The 16,509-nt window shown below is 43.1% G+C and carries 14 protein-coding genes and 1 riboswitch; of the genes, 7 read left to right on the top strand and 7 right to left on the bottom strand.

Annotated features, from left to right (window positions below; genetic code table 11):
• Window positions 1-2,316, bottom strand: a complete 2,316-nt coding sequence (gene metE / locus ACLI1A_RS04125; RefSeq protein ID WP_411406374.1) for a 5-methyltetrahydropteroyltriglutamate--homocysteine S-methyltransferase — start codon at window positions 2,314-2,316, stop codon at window positions 1-3.
• 146 nt (window positions 2,317-2,462) lie between these two features.
• A riboswitch (cobalamin riboswitch) is annotated at window positions 2,463-2,653 on the bottom strand.
• A gap of 125 nt (window positions 2,654-2,778) precedes the next feature.
• On the opposite strand from metE, the gene ACLI1A_RS04130 reads away from it, so the two are divergent.
• From ACLI1A_RS04130 to thiL, 3 genes are all read left to right on the top strand, one after another.
• Window positions 2,779-3,000: an addiction module protein gene (locus ACLI1A_RS04130; protein ID WP_411406376.1), complete on the top strand. Its 222-nt coding sequence runs from the start codon at window positions 2,779-2,781 to the stop codon at window positions 2,998-3,000.
• Window positions 3,000-3,299 carry a type II toxin-antitoxin system RelE/ParE family toxin gene (locus tag ACLI1A_RS04135; protein WP_411406378.1) on the top strand — a complete coding sequence of 100 codons (300 nt, stop codon included), beginning with the start codon at window positions 3,000-3,002 and terminating at the stop codon, window positions 3,297-3,299. The genes ACLI1A_RS04130 and ACLI1A_RS04135 overlap by 1 nt, the downstream gene beginning before the upstream one ends.
• 75 nt (window positions 3,300-3,374) lie before the next feature.
• The gene (gene thiL, locus ACLI1A_RS04140; protein WP_411406380.1) at window positions 3,375-4,427 is read left to right on the top strand and encodes a thiamine-phosphate kinase; all 1,053 of its coding nucleotides are present in this window, start codon (window positions 3,375-3,377) and stop codon (window positions 4,425-4,427) included.
• Window positions 4,428-4,515: 88 nt separating this feature from the next.
• Here thiL and ACLI1A_RS04145 read toward each other — a convergent pair whose 3' ends face one another.
• From ACLI1A_RS04145 to ACLI1A_RS04155, 3 genes are all read right to left on the bottom strand, one after another.
• Complete coding sequence (locus ACLI1A_RS04145; protein ID WP_411406382.1) at window positions 4,516-7,491, bottom strand: ELWxxDGT repeat protein; 2,976 nt, start codon at window positions 7,489-7,491, stop codon at window positions 4,516-4,518.
• 61 nt (window positions 7,492-7,552) lie between these two features.
• The gene (locus tag ACLI1A_RS04150; protein ID WP_411406384.1) at window positions 7,553-7,942 is read right to left on the bottom strand and encodes a DUF1634 domain-containing protein; all 390 of its coding nucleotides are present in this window, start codon (window positions 7,940-7,942) and stop codon (window positions 7,553-7,555) included.
• A complete protein-coding gene (locus ACLI1A_RS04155) occupies window positions 7,942-8,778 on the bottom strand; it encodes a sulfite exporter TauE/SafE family protein (protein WP_411406386.1) in 837 nt (278 codons plus the stop codon). The genes ACLI1A_RS04150 and ACLI1A_RS04155 overlap by 1 nt, the downstream gene beginning before the upstream one ends.
• 351 nt (window positions 8,779-9,129) lie before the next feature.
• On the opposite strand from ACLI1A_RS04155, the gene rbfA reads away from it, so the two are divergent.
• The 4 genes from rbfA (at window position 9,130) to ACLI1A_RS04175 (ending at window position 13,441) form a co-directional block, all read left to right on the top strand.
• On the top strand, window positions 9,130-9,522 hold the full coding sequence (gene rbfA, locus ACLI1A_RS04160; RefSeq protein ID WP_411406388.1) for a 30S ribosome-binding factor RbfA: 393 nt from the start codon (window positions 9,130-9,132) through the stop codon (window positions 9,520-9,522).
• A gap of 6 nt (window positions 9,523-9,528) precedes the next feature.
• The gene (locus tag ACLI1A_RS04165) at window positions 9,529-10,737 is read left to right on the top strand and encodes an ABC transporter permease (protein ID WP_411406390.1); all 1,209 of its coding nucleotides are present in this window, start codon (window positions 9,529-9,531) and stop codon (window positions 10,735-10,737) included.
• A 449-nt stretch (window positions 10,738-11,186) separates the two neighbouring features.
• Window positions 11,187-12,611, top strand: coding sequence for an MATE family efflux transporter (locus tag ACLI1A_RS04170; protein WP_411406392.1), 1,425 nt, complete (start codon window positions 11,187-11,189; stop codon window positions 12,609-12,611).
• A 101-nt stretch (window positions 12,612-12,712) separates the two neighbouring features.
• Window positions 12,713-13,441, top strand: a complete 729-nt coding sequence (locus tag ACLI1A_RS04175) for a hypothetical protein (RefSeq protein ID WP_411406394.1) — start codon at window positions 12,713-12,715, stop codon at window positions 13,439-13,441.
• Between the two features lie 75 nt (window positions 13,442-13,516).
• Here the strand turns inward: ACLI1A_RS04175 and ACLI1A_RS04180 are convergent, their stop codons facing one another.
• The 3 genes from ACLI1A_RS04180 to pgi form a co-directional block, all read right to left on the bottom strand.
• Window positions 13,517-14,098 carry a YdeI/OmpD-associated family protein gene (locus ACLI1A_RS04180; RefSeq protein ID WP_411406396.1) on the bottom strand — a complete coding sequence of 194 codons (582 nt, stop codon included), beginning with the start codon at window positions 14,096-14,098 and terminating at the stop codon, window positions 13,517-13,519.
• Window positions 14,099-14,197: 99 nt separating this feature from the next.
• Window positions 14,198-14,578, bottom strand: coding sequence for a VOC family protein (locus tag ACLI1A_RS04185; protein ID WP_411406398.1), 381 nt, complete (start codon window positions 14,576-14,578; stop codon window positions 14,198-14,200).
• A 283-nt stretch (window positions 14,579-14,861) separates the two neighbouring features.
• Window positions 14,862-16,505: a glucose-6-phosphate isomerase gene (pgi, locus tag ACLI1A_RS04190; RefSeq protein ID WP_411406400.1), complete on the bottom strand. Its 1,644-nt coding sequence runs from the start codon at window positions 16,503-16,505 to the stop codon at window positions 14,862-14,864.
• Window positions 16,506-16,509: the final 4 nt, after the last annotated feature.

Raw genomic sequence — 16,509 nt, forward strand, 5'->3', positions numbered from 1 at the left:
TTACTGTTTTATTTCGGGTTCGTAGGCAAGCTGTAATTGTTTTGCAGCGTTTACCATAGCCGCCAGGGCTTTTTTGGTTTCGTCCCAATGGCGGGTTTTAAGTCCGCAATCCGGGTTTACCCATAGCTGTTCTGCCGGTATTACCCTTTCGGCTTTTTTCATCAGCTGCACCATTTCCTCCTCAGACGGAACGCGTGGCGAGTGGATGTCGTACACACCCGGGCCAATATCGTTAGGGTAGTTAAAATGGGCAAAGGCATCCAGCAGTTCCATTTGCGAACGCGAACACTCTATGGTAATCACATCGGCATCCATGTCGGCTATGTCCTCAATAATGTCGTTAAATTCAGAATAGCACATGTGGGTGTGTATCTGGGTAGCATCTTGCACTACGCTGGCACTGATGCGAAACGCTTTTATGGCCCAGTGCAGGTACTGTGGCCAGTGCTGTTTTAGCAACGGAAGCCCTTCACGAAGTGCGGGTTCATCTATCTGGATTATTTTTATGCCTGCGTTTTCCAGGTCGGCAACTTCATCGCGTATGGCCAGGGCTATTTGTGTACACGTAATCGATCTTGACTGGTCATTGCGCACAAACGACCATTGCAGTATGGTTACCGGGCCTGTAAGCATGCCTTTAACGGTCTTTTGGGTAAGCGACTGCGCATATTGTGTCCAGTAAACCGTCATGGGTTCAGGGCGGCTTATATCGCCGTAAATAACCGGTGGTTTTACACAGCGGCTACCGTAGCTTTGTACCCAGCCGTTTTGTGTAAAGGCAAAACCGCTAAGGCGTTCGCCAAAGTACTCCACCATGTCGTTTCGCTCAAATTCGCCGTGTACCAGTACATCCAGTCCTACTTCCTCCTGAAAACGTATGGTTTCCTCGGTTTCCTTTTTAATCAGGGTATCGTACTGGGTTTTGGTTAGCTGTTCTTTTTTCAGCTTGGCACGCCATGAACGTACCTCCGGTGTTTGCGGAAACGAACCTATGGTCGTAGTAGGGAACAGTGGCAGGTTTAGCGCGGCGTTTTGCAAAGGTTTCCTTATGGCAAAGTTGCTGTTACGACGACCATCGGCTTCAGTGATATTAGCTATACGTTCCTTAACAAGCTCGTTGTGTATTAATGCCGATGTGTTTCGGCTTGCAATTGCGTCAATGTTTTGCTGCAGTTTTTTGGCCGCAATGGTCATGTTTTCGCTGTTTGCCAATTGCTTTAGCAGTACGGTTTCGTTTAGCTTTTGTTTGGCAAAAGCCATCCACTGCTTTACCTCGGCAGTTAGCGATGTTTCATTGGTTTCCGAATCCAGGTCGCAGGGCACGTGCAGTAACGAACACGATGGTGAAATGATAATGCGCTCCTTGCCCAGTTTTTTTACCGCCTTGTAAATGGTTTGCAGTGACTGAGTGTAATCGTTTATCCATACATTGCGTCCGTCTACTAACCCTAATGACAGTAGGGTGGTGCCCGGTAGGTGCTGTAATACATCTTCCAGCTGTTGCGGTGCGCGTACCAGGTCTATATGTAGTGCATTAGTACCCAGGCTGCATGCTAATTGCGTATTGTTGTTCAGTCCTTCAAAATAGGTTGCCACCATTATATTCAGTTGCGGAAACGCACTGCGTATGGCATCGTGGCTAATTAATATTGCTTCTTTTTCAGTCTCAGTAAGCTCCAGAGCCAAAAACGGTTCATCCAGTTGCAGCCATTGTGCGCCTTCCTGTACCAGCGCCTCAATAATTTTAAGGTAGGCAGGCAGCAGGTTGTTTAGTAACGATATCCTGTTAAAACCTTCTTCTTTTTCTTTACCTAATAACAGGTACGACACCGGTGCGATTAAAACCGGTTTGGTAAGTATGCCTGCGTTTTTTGCTTCAATAAATTCTGAAACGGCTTTGTTTGATTGATAAGAGAACTCCTGATTGTTGTAAAATTCAGGTACTATGTAGTGGTAGTTGGTATCAAACCACTTGGTCATTTCCATAGCGGTAATGTCTTTCCCGTCTTTTTGATACCCGCGTGCCATTGCAAAATACAGGTCGGTTAACGGTTCGCTTCTAAGTTCGTCGTAGCGGGGAGGAATGGCGCCCAGTGCAAGCGAAAGATCCAGTACCTGGTCGTAAAAAGAGAAGTCGTTTGAAGGAATAAGGTCGATGCCGGCCTCTTGTTGCAGTTGCCAGTTGTGCAGCCGTATGGCTTTGCCTTGTTCGATTAGTTCGTCTAACGAAATTTTTGCGGCCCAGTAGTTTTCGCAGGCCTTTTTCAGTTCCCTGTTGCCCCCAATACGCGGGTAGCCAAGATTGTTTGTACGCATTTTAGTGCTTTTAAAAAATTAATAAATGATTTAAAAGCTCTTTTGCCTGATTTCACAATGCCTTAAGAAGTGGGTGGGGTAGTTAGGGCAGGGTATAGTTATCCCCGGGTGCCTTATAGTAAACCAACTGCTTCAAACCGCGAAAGCATTGTCAAGTAAGTATAGGCAGGTCTCCTGACTTGTAACATTTTTACCGTCCTTCCCATCGTGTTAAGACAGTGGACTGCTGTGGGTAAAAACTTTTGGCGTTACTTACAGTTGCGCGACAGTTCGTGATTTGCACACGATTCCCTTTTAATCCCGGCTTTCGCCGAAAACCTCTACCATTTGATAAAGAAATAAAGTAAAGAACTATGGGGCAAAGATAGGTATTTCTTTATTTTGTTTTCCGGGTGTTTTTTTGTTTTATACTTTAACGGATGTGCTTGATAGAGAGTTGGTTTTTTTATTATTTTTGTTACTATGGAATCTGTAAACGTAAATATTAACCTCACCGTTGATCAGCTTATCCAGGCCGTAAAGCAATTATCGCCTGAAGATAAGCTAAAGCTGAACGATGCGATTTGGGATGAATCTTATGTAGTGCCTGAGTGGCATAAGCAAATTGTGAGAGCGCGTATTAAAGAAGTTGATTCAAATCCGGATTTATTGTTGGACTGGGATGAAGTTTCAGAATCTCTGTAATGCCATATAAAATACAAATTTCTGTTCGCGCTGTTGCCGATATACGCGAAGCGGAAAACTGGTATAATGAGCAATTATCAGGCTTAGGTACCAGATATAAAATTGCAGTTAAAAGCCAAATTAATGATTTGCGCGATGATGCATTACTATATCCTGTAAAGTATGATGATGTGCATTATAGAAAAATAAAGGGTTTTCCTTATTTGTTGCATTACAGGATTAAACAGAATGTAGTTGACATTATTGCTGTAATACATACTTCCAGAAATCCTGATATATGGCACGAAAAGGATATCTAATATTGCATATTGCTTTATCTTCGTACCTTTGCCACTCGGTTACTCAGTAGCTAAGAAACTCAGAAACTCAAGAAAATGATTGAAGATAAAAACCAGCAACGTACCACTCTGGGTTCGTTGGGCGAATTCGGGCTTATAGAACACCTTACCGCTAATATAGAAATTACACAGCCTTCTACCCTTAAAGGGATAGGCGATGATGGCGCTGTGCTTGATTTTGCCGATAAAAAAGTGGTGGTGAGTACCGACCTGCTTATAGAAGGCGTGCATTTTGACCTGGCGTATATGCCGCTAAAACACCTAGGGTATAAAGCCGTGGTGGTAAACCTGAGCGACATTGCCGCCATGAATGCCAAGCCTACGCAGATAACCGTTTCTATTGCTGTAAGCAACCGTTTCCCTGTTGAGGCGCTTGATGAGTTGTATGAAGGTATTAAACTGGCTGCCCGCGTGTACAATGTAGATATAGTAGGTGGCGATACTACATCATCTCAAAAAGGAATGATACTGAGCATTACCGCGCTGGGTGAGGCTAATGCCGAAGACATAGTGTACCGCAACGGTGCCGCTAGTAACGACCTGCTGGTGGTTACAGGCGATGTAGGTGCTGCCTACATGGGGCTACAGGTACTGGAGCGTGAAAAGCAGGTGTTTCAGGTGAACCCGAACAACCAGCCCGACCTCGATGCTTACAACTACCTTATAGAACGCCAGCTGAAGCCCGAAGCCCGTACTGATGTGCGTGAATTGCTGAAAGAACTGGATGTGAAGCCTACAGCTATGATAGATGTTTCGGACGGGTTGTCGTCTGAAATTTTACATATCTGTAAGCAAAGTGGGGTGGGGTGTAATCTTTATGAAGAGAAAATCCCTGCCGATCCGCAACTGATAAGCGCCTGCGAGGAGTTTAATATAGATATTACCACGGTAGCCATTAACGGCGGTGAAGACTATGAACTACTGTTTACCATAAAAATGGAGGACTTCGACAAGATAAAAGGCAACCCTAACTTTACGGTTATAGGCCATACCACGCAGGAAAGTGAGGGTATACACCTTATTACCCGCGCCAATACCAAAATCCCGCTTAAATCAAGGGGATGGAATGCGCTAAACGACGAAGCATAAGTTTTAGTTTAAGGTTTAAAGTTTCAGGTTGCCACTCTGCCGAACCTGAAACTTTAAACTTTAAACAAATTTTCGATAGTTTTCCTGCTTATGATTTGATGAGTTTTTGTGTAGATGTACCGTTTGAAGATTTTACCTTTACTAAGTAGATTCCAGGTGTCAATGTGTTTGTTTTCAGTTTGTATCCGGTATTGTTTATTGCTGTTTCACTAAGTTTTTTCCCGGTTATATCATATATTTCCGCACTATAAATAATACTCTTAGTGTTAGAAGAAATGTTTACCCATTCTTTGGTAGGGTTAGGATATAAAACAATATCATTTAAATCTTTCTTACTGCCTGCTGTATCATTGTCATGAGTGCTTAAATAATTCTCGTCTACAGTTGTTACATAAAGCTCATTCCCTCCTTTGAAAGTTCGGCCTCCTAAATATAATTTATTGTCAATTACACCAAATATACTGGTTAATCCGTTAGTATAATTTTCAGAATCAAACTGCGGTGCATTAGTAATGTTAATATCCAGTAAGGTTGTGTTAGCCACCGTGCCATCTGTAATTGACAGACCGGTAAAGAGAGCACTAAATTGGTTTACAAAGATAAGGTTGCTGCCAAGGCAATCATAGTCACGAAATATGTAATAGCTTTCAGCTTCGGCGAGATGAAATGTGCCTTCTTCAGTGCCATCTGTCCTCCATATCTGTTTACCGTAAGGTTCAGAATAACTGTTATTATCACCTAAACCAAAAAATATATAATCCCCACAAGCTTTCATGAATTTCATATTCATATTAGCAGGCAGGTTTTCTTTAACAAGGACTGTTCCTGCTATAGTGCCGTCTGTACGGTATATGCTGAGGCCTGTAGTATTTGTTTCTAAGTTGTAATATAATTGGTTATCTACGATAGCTATAAAACGAAAATTGTAGTTTGAGATAATCCCGGATTGAATCAATACAGTTCCTTCCTGTGTGCCATCACTGCTGTATAAATAATTTGAGCCAACTATGGTTATGAAAATTTTATTGTTATTAGCTTCTATTATAAGGGGCAGTGCATTATTCATTGAGCTAATTACTTTAACTGTACCTGTCTCAGTCCCGTCGGTCTTCCATATTCCTTTGCCGGTACTGTCTTCTGCAACGAAGTATAAAAAACCGTTAAGTACAGCATAGTTTTTAATACTGTTATATGTGCAATTGCTCGTTATAACTCCTGACTGGGCGCCAGGATAGATATCCTTCACCATCCATGTGCCTTCTTCAGTGCCGTCTGTGCGCCATAATTCTTCGCCATGGATGTTGTCGTTAGCTTTAAAGTAAAAAATATCGTTATACACCATAAAATAGGTATAGCCGCTTACACCACTACTGTTGCCGGGTGCTATGTCTTTTACCGGTTGGGTGCCTTCTTCGGTTCCGTCCGTAACATATATTTCCCGTCCTATTTCACTATACAGACCATTAAAGTATACTTTGTTTCCTGCTTTTGTAAAAATGGGTCCTGTTTGTTCGTTGGTAAAACCGCATGAATGGGTGTAGTTGCCCGTATAAATGTCTTTTATTATGTGTGTGCCTTCTTCAGTCCCATCTGTTATAAAGGGTTCGTTCCCTGTGGAACCATCATTTCCTACAAATATGAGCTTGTTATTCAGTGCTACTGATGATAAATAACCACGGCCATCTAAAATACCCGAATTGCTGTGAGATAAGTCCTTAATCATTTTTGTATTGGCTTCAGTTCCATCTGTAGACCAAAGCTCTATACCATTTGCTGATTGGAAGCCTGCGGGGAAATAGGTTATATTACCTGCCGGGACAAAGTCAAGATACTGTACGGGCGATGAATAAAGATTTATATCTTTAAGCAAGTGTGTTCCGTTCTGTGTTCCGTCAGACACCCATGGTTTTAAATTAGATCCTTCTTGTCCCGAAAATATAAGGTAGTTTTCGTTTGCAGAGAACTTAGTGATGGTTCCGGCGTTTGCTGAAGAGCTATTTATAGCCATAACTGTACCTTCAGAGGTGCCGTCGGTAGTCCATATTTGAGTTGTTGACCCGAATGCTGTAGCAACAAAATATGGTGCATTATTAAATAACAGGAAATCTGTAAACGAGCTAATGTTATCCGTTTGCTGATTGAGTATTTTAAGTTCTGTTGTCCCCTCCTGGGTTCCATCACTTTTCCATAGGGCAAGATAACCACTATATTGGGCCATGAAAATAAAATACTGCCCTTGTACTGCGATTCCTTGTAATTCAGGTGGATAAGAATACAGGCCTGATGCTCCAGGTAAAAACTCTTTAAATAGGGTTGTGCCTTCAGGTGTTCCATCACTTTTCCATAATTCTGTGCCATTTTCGGGTGTTGTGCAGAGGAAATAAAAATTATTGTCAAGGACTATTGGCTTTCCGGGATTTGAACTTGCAGCGCCAATAGCTATATCTTTAAAAAGGGTAGTTCCTTGCTCTGTTCCGTCACTTTTCCATAGTTCAGTTCCATTTTCAGAACTGCTTGCATTAAAATAAAGTATATTGTTAAACACGAACAAATTCGTAACATTGTCATTCAAACCTTCTGGGTTAACATCTTTAAGTATGTGTGTCCCTTCTTCAGTCCCGTCTGAGACCCAAATTTCACCATTGTAATTTTCGGTATAACGTATAAAGTATAACTTTCCGTTATAGGCAGTGAGGCCATTGAGGCCTATATTATAGCCAAAATTTTTAACCAGTGTCGTTCCTTCTTCTGTTCCATCAGTTTTCCATAGTTCATATCCGTTCTCAAATTTTATGTAATAGAGTATTTCGCCTACTACTTTTAAAAAGTAGAAAGAACCACTACTGCTTATAGTATAAATACTTTCGGTTTCTTCATCATAAAGCCATAAGCTTTCCTGGTAACTATTGTGGTATCCGCTAAAGCAAATTTTAGTACCAAATTTTGTAATGTTTACAGGGGAACAGTTCCCGGAATAATTGATTTCGCGTAGTTGAAGATCCAGGCTTTGTGCATTGACAAAAAAACATGCAATAAGTGCTATAGCAGATAAAAGCGGTTTCATAAGTTGTGATTGGTAGTTATATAAGGCAAATATAATTTTATTTTTGTTTAAAACACTTCGTTTAATGCGAAAACCCTAAGGCAATACTCATGCAAATGATGCCCATTACCAGCAGGGTAATGAAAATGTATTTGCGGTCTTTCTCCCTTATGAAAGAGAATAAAGAGAGTATCATCCTTAGCACCGGGGTTAAGAATAACAGCAGTACCCCCAGGAATATCATGGCGTTACCATCGCCATTAGCTATACCGATAAAAATATCGCGTATAACATCAAAAAGGCTGCGGTCGTTTTCGGTGAAATGAGCATAATTTACCGTGTCGTGGCTGTGAGTGCTTAGGTATACTAATCCTCCTGCAAGTGCCACGCCCAGCGCTGTCCATACACCATAGCGCAGCAGGTTGCCTATCAGTTGCTGGAAATCTTTTTCCTGTTGTATATTGTGTTCCATTATATGTTGCCCATTAATCCGTTATAAATCATATTCAACGCCAGTACTACGATAAGGCAGGCAAAGAAAACGCGCAGTTTCTTAGGGTTAGCCTTTATAAGTACCTGTGCGCCTGTAAGTGCACCCAGCAGTACACCAATAACCACCGGCATGCATATAGTGGGTTGTATGTATCCTTTTTGAATATAGATGACTGAGCTGGCTACTGCCGTAACGCCCATCATAAAATTACTGGTTGTGGTAGAAACTTTAAACGGTATACGCATAATGTTGTCCATGGCAATAACCTTAAATGCTCCCGAACCGATACCCAGCATACCCGACATCATACCTGCAAGCCCCATCATACTAAAACCGCCAATTACGTTTTTTACGCCGTATTTTATTTTGGTGCCGTCTGTAGCAGGATAATCCGATGGGAGATCGAGTTTTTGTGCCAGTGCGCTTGAGGTTTCCAGTACGTGCTCAGTTTTTTTGCGTAACGAATTTATTGCCGAAAAAATCAGCGTTAGTCCGAAAATCACTGCAATGGCCGATGCCGGTGCCGCACTTGATATGAGTGCCCCACCTACAGCCCCCAGTGTGGTGGCTATTTCCAGGAACATGCCCAGGCGCATATTGGTTATGCCCTCGCGTACGTAAGCCGCCGCCGAGCCCGACGATGTGGCTATAACGGCTACCAGTGCCGTGCCTATGGCGTAGTGAATGTCTACTCCCAGGCCTATGGTGAGTAATGGGATGATGATAATGCCGCCGCCAAGCCCCGAAAGCGAACCTATAAAGCCCGCCGCAAAGGCACCGATAAGCATTATGAGGGTAAATGTGAGTAAGGTCATGTACTCCGAATTTTTATGTGAGGGGTAAATTTACGGCGCAAAAAATAAAAACCCGGCTACTTGTATGGTATTTAAGCCACGAATTGCACTAATTTTCACAAATTCATGCTCCATCGCATATATAAATCACTTTGTGTTCTTTTCAGCTTTCCAAAGGAAAGCCTTGGTGTTCGTGTTAAGTGTAATTTAGGTTTTTCGTGGACTTTGTGCAAAACTTTGTGGTCCTTGTGGTAGAAAATTTAGCGCAAAGACGCCAAGCTGCAAGGATGTGTCTAGATAGTAGCCCTTAGTTGGTAAAAGCCCTGAATTTATTTGGTAACACCCTATTAATAATTTGAGTACTTTTGCAAGATGGAAACAAACAGGCAAAAAAAAATAGGAGCCTTGCTGCAAAACGACCTGGTAGATATACTACAGGGCGAAATCCGTAAGAACGGCATCAGCAACCTCGTTATCTCTATAAGTAAGGTGGCGGTTACCACCGACCTTTCATTGGCAAAGGTGTACCTTAGCGTGTTCCCGTCTGAAAAGGGCGGCGAAATACTGAATGCGGTAAAAAGCAATGCGCCGCTTATTAAACACGACCTTGCACAACGTGTACGCCTTCAGCTGCGCAAAGTGCCAAACCTTGTGTTTTATATAGACGACTCGCTGGACAGGATAGAAGCGCTTGACAAAGAGCTAAAAGGTGAAAACAACCCAATAGCTAATCCTGAACTTTTACCACGACGCAAAAAAATATAACCATTCGTGTCATTTCCGCTGTACATAGCAGGCCGCTATACCATAAGCCGCAGTAAAAGCACCGCCGTAAACATCATTACGCGGATTGCCGTATTGGGTATATTGGTAAGCAGCGCCGCGCTGTTCATCATCATGTCAGTGTTCAGCGGGTTAAAAGACTTTAGCCTTTCATTTTCTAACGATACCGATCCCGACCTGAAGGTTTTTCCCTCCAAGGGAAAATCGTTTATGGTGAGTCCCGCCCAACTTTCCGAAATTAAAAAGACTGAGGGCGTTGCGGCTTATACCTTTATAGCCGAGGAGCGCGTGCTGTTTTATTACAATGGCAAAGAGCAGGTGGCATACATGAAAGGGGTAGACAGCCTGTACAACAAAGTTACGTCTATGAACGACCCCAAGCGGCTTTTGGGCGGCGAATGGCTGGCTCCGCATACTAACCAGGTAGTGGTAGGCGGTGGCATTTTTCACAGGCTGTCGCTGGGATTGCTAAACCTGAACCACGCTCTTGAAGTGTATGTGCCAAAACCCGGTAAAGGCGCTATCGACTCGCCGGAGGAAGGATTTAATACTGAAGAACTGGTGGTAATGGGCGTGTACTCGGTAAACGAGGATATTGATAATAAATACGTGTTTTGTACCCTGTCATTAGCACAGGATATGCTGCAATTCAAGCCGAACCAATACACAGGCATTGAACTGAAAATGAAACCCGGCGCCAGTGAATCAGCCATTAGGGGTGAACTGGCTAAGGTTTTTTTGGGTAAAGTTGACATAAAAAATCGTGCGCAACTAAACGATTCGCTCTACAAAATGCTGAATGCCGAAAACCTGGTTACCTACCTGTTTTGTACGCTGGTGGTAGTGCTTACGTTGTTTTGCCTTGCCGGTGCGCTGATTATGCTGATACTGGACAAGCAGGAAAACATACGTACCCTGCACAGTCTGGGCGCCGAAGTAAGCAGCCTGCGCAACATCTTCTTTATACAAGGGGTGTTTATTACCGGTATAGGTGCCATATTTGGATTGATTATTGGCGTGCTTGTGGTTTGGCTGCAACAGGAGTTTAACCTGGTTATGATTACCCAAACCATGGCGTACCCTACGGCCTTTACTATGACCAATGTAGTGGTGGTGCTTGCTACCATTTTTATACTGGGCGTTATAGCATCGCGCATTGCGGCATCGAGGGTAAGTACTTCTTTGCTGGAAAGTTAGTTTACTACAGGCTAAATTTGTTTAACCACATAGTTACATAGATTTTTGTTCCCGGAGAAGGGGTTACGGGTGTGTTGTTTTTACCACAAGGGTCACGAAGTTTTTCACAAAGTTCACAATTCCTTTTACTCTTTAAAGTTCACAAAAGCTTTCCTTTGGAAAGCGGCGAAGTCCACGAAGTAATTTTTAATAATACAAAGGCAGAGATAATTCCTCATATAGCTATGTGAAGCGCAGCTTCGACTATGTGCCTATGTGGTTCAAAATTTTACATTTTCAGGCAGCTAATAAAATCTGTTTTTTATTTCGGGAAAATCCTATATTTGTATTCCACTCTTTTGAATATGATTGTTTTGTAAGCCTCTATGCAGGCTGAAATTTTTTAGTTGACCCCGGGAGCATACTGCGCCCTGTACAATCATATCGTTCACCAAACCATTTTTAAAATAATGACACAGACAGGACAAAAACCAAGTGCCCTGAAGCGTTTCTTCTCACTCTTGAAACAATCGCTCAATGGCGAAAACATAGACCTTACCACGGGCAGCATTCGTCGTGCCGTCATCCTTCTTGCCATCCCCATGATGCTGGAGATGATGATGGAATCCGTCTTCGCGCTGGTAGACCTCTACTTTGTGGGCCACCTTAAAGACAGCAGTTTTGCCGTACAAACCGTAGGCCTTACCGAATCGGTGCTTACCGTAATCTATTCCATAGCCATAGGCATGAGCATGGCGGCTACGGCTATGGTGGCGCGCCGCGTAGGGGAGAAGGACCCTGTAGCCGCTGCCAAAGCCGGTATGCAGGCCGTAATTGTAGCCATAGCCATTAATGCGGTAATTGCCGTTGCAGGGGTTATTTACGCACAGGATATACTGGTGCTTATGGGCTCGTCTAAACATTCGGCGGCATTTGGTGCGCCGTTTACCCGCCTGATGATGGGCGGCAGCTTTGTAATCATGCTGCTGTTTTTGCTCAATGGTGTTTTCCGAGGGGCGGGCAATGCCGCCATTGCCATGAAAAGCCTTTGGATAGCCAATATTGCCAACATCCTACTCTGCCCGCTATTCATAAAAGGGTTTGGTCCCGTACCGGCCTTTGGGTTAACGGGAGCTGCTATGGCTACTACCATAGGCCGTAGCATGGGGGTGCTGTACCAGTTGTACAACCTGTTTAACGGTAAGGGCGTGCTGAAGGTTTCGCTTGCGTATTTTAAGCCGCACTGGGAACAGATAAAGGCTTTGGTAAAAGTTGCCGCTCCGGGCATTATGCAGTTTGTCATAGCCAGTTGCAGCTGGATTTTCCTGGCAAGGCTGGTGGCCGAAACCGGCGACGACGAAGGCTCGGCGGGGTACCAGAGTGCGCTGCGCATTATGATGTTTTTTATGCTGCCTGCCTGGGGACTTAGTGGTGCTGCAGCTACACTGGTGGGGCAAAACCTGGGCGCACAGCAGGTAGATCGTGCTGAACGCTCGGTGTGGGTTACGGCGAAGTTTAATGTAACCTACATGGCGCTTATTATGGGTGTAACCCTGCTGGCTGCCGACCCTATGATGTGGTTTTTTACCAACAACCCGCATGTGCACGATATTGCGGTAAAAGCCATACGGATACTCAGTGCCGGATATGTGTTTTACGGTATGGGTATGGTGCTTATGAATGCATTTAACGGAGCGGGCGACACCAAAACACCTTCCAGGGTTAATTTTGTAGGCTTCTGGCTGTTCCAGATACCGCTGGCGTATCTTTTGTCCATACAGGTAGATTTAGGGCCTGTGGGGGTGTTTATTGCCATTCCCGTTGCCGAAACCTGTATGAGCATTGCCAGCTTTATCCTTTTTAAGAAAGGGAAGTGGAAAGCGGTAAAGGTGTAGGGTTAATAAATCTATTGTTAAGTAAATTGTTAAAATCCGATGTCATTTAGATTTACTTTTAGTAAAAAAAATAGTATCTTATGAATTAAAGATTTAATCAAATGACAAACAGTATTTATTTAGAGAAACTTTTAGATGATAAGAATAAAAAGTTGTGGAATTCACTAATAGAAACTGAGGAAATTGTAATTTCCGTAGATGACTACCAATCGTATGGAGTATATTCTGAAAGTAATCATCACACTATTGAAGTGCCGTTAAATGACTTTAAAAGTTCCTCATTTGCACATGAATTATTACACATACATTTATCAAAATGTGGCGTGAATGTAGCAGGTTGCATTGAGATTTTGTCATCAAATAATCCTAAAGTCAGAAAAATTTTCTCAAGGGATTTAATCGATAATATTGGAAATAATCTTAATCATATGAAAATGGTTAATTTATTTTTAGAGTTGGGATATGAAATAGAAGAGTTCATAGATGACTATAATATAAATAAGGGCAAACATCAGCAATTCTCACAATTACAAAATTACTTTTGTTTTAATCATCATGGGCGAAAAGTTTATTTGGATAAAGCAATTGATGTGTATATAGGAATATATTTTTCAGCGAAGGCGTGTCCAAATAAAAGCTTTAATTATGCAACATTTTACGACGATTTAAGAAATATTGATTTTGAGTTGATTGAAATTTTAGAGCGTTACATATCTGCTTGGGATAAATACGATTATAATAATAGATTAGAGAGTTATCATTTGTTTACAGCTAATTTCATTAAAGAAATTGAACTTTGGTGCGATGGTAAGGAAATATTCAGTGCCTAAAATTAAATTTTTAAAATAATTTGGGCAAATTCACTTTGTATAGAACGCTCTACAGTGTTAAGCGTTCTATACTATCTAATCATCCATGCCTTTGCCGTCCAGTATCTTCGGGATGTATTTTTCAATTCTCGACTCGCGGGTTTTGGATTGTTTGGCTTGCGAAAAATAAAACAGGTACGCTCTTTGGCGGCCCGGTGTTAAGGCAGCGAACGCTCTTTTGAGGTCGGCATCAGCGTCAAGTTTCGATTGAAATTCTTCGGGTACCTCAAAGTCGGCGGTTTCTTTCAGGGCAACTTTCTTTCCTGATTTTTCTATTTCAATGGCCTCGTTAATGTAGTCTTTAATCACGTTTTTAAGCTCCTTTATGCGGCCTACGTTGGTAAACCGCAGCTGCCGTGCGGCCTGTACGTTTTCGGTTATCTGCACCAGCACACCCTCGGGGTCTTTCATTAAAGCACCTTTGTGGAACAGCAGCGCACAATACTCCTTAAACTCATGGATCAGTACCACGTTTTTACCGTTCAGGGTATAGCAGGGATGCATCCACTTGTAGTCTTCAGTGAGTTGGCTATTATTAAGGACTATGGTGCGCAACAAAACCATTTCTTCTTTCCACTTGGTTGCTTTTTCCAGAAACAGATCGACTTTCGGATTCATAAATTGATGATTTGGTACTGCAATGTAATGAGAATAAACCACAAAAACCCCACTAAGTGAGGCGTTTGTAGTATGCAGGCTAAATTACTATGAGGCGGCTTACTGGGTAACTATCGTAAAGAAGTTCACCAGGTTACCATCCGGGTCACGGAATAGTAACGAGCGGTTGCCCCACGGCATGGTTTTAGGCTGGTGTACCAGGTAGGGCTCTATAAACAGCTCTATTTTTTCGTAGACGTCATCTACATTGTCAAACTGGAATTCTACAATCACGCTGCGGTTTTGTGCTGCCTGTGCTACGGTGTCGCCACCAAAAAACTGCAACGTGCGTGTGCTGCCTATGGCCAGGGCTGCGGTAGGGGTTACCAGTTTGGCAAAATCTTCGGTGTAGTGTACGGCGGTTAAACTGGTTATTTGTTCGTAAAACTGTACCAGTTGTTTTACATCTGACGTAATAATCCTTGTTGAAACGAGATTCATGATTGTTGCTTTTAGTATTAATTACTGCAAACGTACATGCGGGTTGTGACAAGGGTGTGTCAGGAGGTATTGGTTTTTTCCATTTCGAGTGAGTTTTCCATTTCGAGCGAAGTGAAACGGAGCCGAGAAATCTCAGTTTTTAAAAGGAGATGTTTCCATTTGCTTCACCAGTTCGGGCAAAGCCCTCGTGCTGGTTCGCTGCAGTCGACATGGAAGATACAGACGATGCACAAAAAAAAACGCCCCACAAAGTGAGGCGTTCCCTATATCATTTCAGTAAAAATTACTTCTGAGCAAGGAATGCTTTTACAAGGAATGTTGTAGAAGCATCGTGGTTTTTCACTTCACCCGATTTGATTTCGTCAAGGATAGAGTTGGCAAGTTGTTTACCAAGCTCCACGCCCCACTGGTCGTAGCTGAAAATATTCCAGATAACACCCTGTACAAATATCTTGTGCTCGTATAGCGCTACAAGTGATCCAAGGGTTTCCGGGGTAAGTTTCTTAATCAGGAAGGTGTTTGTAGGCTTATTGCCTGCAAATATTTTAAACGGCGTAAGGTATTCTACCTTATCGGCAGCGGTACCTGCTTTTTCAAACTCAGCACGTACGGTAGCCTCCGGCTTACCGGTAAGTAGGGCTTCAGTCTGCGCGAAGAAGTTACTCATAAGCTTCTCGTGGTGGTCTGCATTACCGTGTAGCGGCTGGCTAAAGCCAATGAAATCAGTAGGGATAAGCTTAGTACCCTGGTGTATCAGCTGGAAGAACGCGTGCTGAGAGTTGGTTCCCGGTTCACCCCAAATGATAGTACCTGTTTGGTAGTTTACTATTTCGCCATCGCGGCCTACGCTTTTACCGTTACTTTCCATAATACCCTGTTGCAGGTAAGGGGCAAGTTTTTGCAGGTATTGCGTGTACGGAATAAGCGCTTCGCTCTCTGCACCAAAGAAGTTGTTGTACCATACGGTAAGCAGCGCAAGCACTACCGGAAGGTTTTGGTCAAATTCAGCAGTTTTAAAGTGCTCGTCCATTTTGTTGGCACCTTTTAGCAGGGCGTCGAAGTTATCGTAACCCACAGCAAGGGCTATGGTAAGGCCCACGGCGCTCCATAGAGAGAAACGTCCGCCAACCCAGTCCCACATCGGGAATATGTTTTCTTCGGCGATACCGAACTCAGTAACTTTTTGTATGTTGGTTGAAACCGCTACAAAGTGCTTGGCCACATCTTCGCTTGATGCGCTTTCAAGGAACCACTTGCGTGCTGTTTCGGCATTGCTCAGGGTTTCCTGTGTGGTAAAGGTTTTAGAAGCTACTACAAATAGTGTAGTTTCAGGGTTAAGCCCTTTAAGGCTTTCCATAACGTGGTCGCCGTCTACGTTAGAGATAAAGCGAACGTTAAGTTGGTTTTTGTAAAATTTAAGAGATTCTACCACCATGGCAGGGCCAAGGTCTGACCCGCCAATACCTATATTTACCACATCGGTAAAGGCTTTGCCTGTATAGCCTTTAAACTCACCGCTGATTACAGACGCTGTAAAGGCTTTTATTTTGTTTTTTACCGCATATACCTCAGGCATTACGTTAACGCCGTCTACCAGTATCTCTGCACTTTCAGGGGCGCGTAGTGCAGTGTGCAGTACAGCACGGCCTTCGGTACGGTTTATGGCCTCGCCACCAAAGTACGCTTCTATAGCGCCTTTAAGGTTTACGTCTTTGACAAGGTTTTGCAGTAATTCAAATGTTTTTTCGGTTGCAATGTTTTTAGAGTAGTCTACCAAAAAGTCTTCCCACTTAATGTGGAATTTTTCAGCACGCTGATTGTCGGCAGCAAACAGGTCCTGCATTTTGGCGTCTTTTATTTCGGCAAAGTGGCCTTCAAGGGCTTTCCATGCCGGGGTATGGGTAGGGTTAATGTTTTCTAAAGCCATTTTC

This window comes from Flavobacterium sp. RHBU_3, assembly GCF_046613565.1.
Lineage (GTDB): Bacteria > Bacteroidota > Bacteroidia > Flavobacteriales > Flavobacteriaceae > Flavobacterium.

What these genes read in the sequence shown, in the direction of transcription:
- metE (WP_411406374.1), bottom strand. Translation starts at nt 2,316, where the DNA reads ATGCGTACAAACAATCTTGGCTACCCGCGTATTGGGGGCAACAGGGAA.
- ACLI1A_RS04130 (WP_411406376.1), top strand. Translation starts at nt 2,779, where the DNA reads ATGGAATCTGTAAACGTAAATATTAACCTCACCGTTGATCAGCTTATC.
- ACLI1A_RS04135 (WP_411406378.1), top strand. Translation starts at nt 3,000, where the DNA reads ATGCCATATAAAATACAAATTTCTGTTCGCGCTGTTGCCGATATACGC.
- thiL (WP_411406380.1), top strand. Translation starts at nt 3,375, where the DNA reads ATGATTGAAGATAAAAACCAGCAACGTACCACTCTGGGTTCGTTGGGC.
- ACLI1A_RS04145 (WP_411406382.1), bottom strand. Translation starts at nt 7,491, where the DNA reads ATGAAACCGCTTTTATCTGCTATAGCACTTATTGCATGTTTTTTTGTC.
- ACLI1A_RS04150 (WP_411406384.1), bottom strand. Translation starts at nt 7,942, where the DNA reads ATGGAACACAATATACAACAGGAAAAAGATTTCCAGCAACTGATAGGC.
- ACLI1A_RS04155 (WP_411406386.1), bottom strand. Translation starts at nt 8,778, where the DNA reads ATGACCTTACTCACATTTACCCTCATAATGCTTATCGGTGCCTTTGCG.
- rbfA (WP_411406388.1), top strand. Translation starts at nt 9,130, where the DNA reads ATGGAAACAAACAGGCAAAAAAAAATAGGAGCCTTGCTGCAAAACGAC.
- ACLI1A_RS04170 (WP_411406392.1), top strand. Translation starts at nt 11,187, where the DNA reads ATGACACAGACAGGACAAAAACCAAGTGCCCTGAAGCGTTTCTTCTCA.
- ACLI1A_RS04175 (WP_411406394.1), top strand. Translation starts at nt 12,713, where the DNA reads ATGACAAACAGTATTTATTTAGAGAAACTTTTAGATGATAAGAATAAA.
- ACLI1A_RS04180 (WP_411406396.1), bottom strand. Translation starts at nt 14,098, where the DNA reads ATGAATCCGAAAGTCGATCTGTTTCTGGAAAAAGCAACCAAGTGGAAA.
- ACLI1A_RS04185 (WP_411406398.1), bottom strand. Translation starts at nt 14,578, where the DNA reads ATGAATCTCGTTTCAACAAGGATTATTACGTCAGATGTAAAACAACTG.
- pgi (WP_411406400.1), bottom strand. Translation starts at nt 16,505, where the DNA reads ATGGCTTTAGAAAACATTAACCCTACCCATACCCCGGCATGGAAAGCC.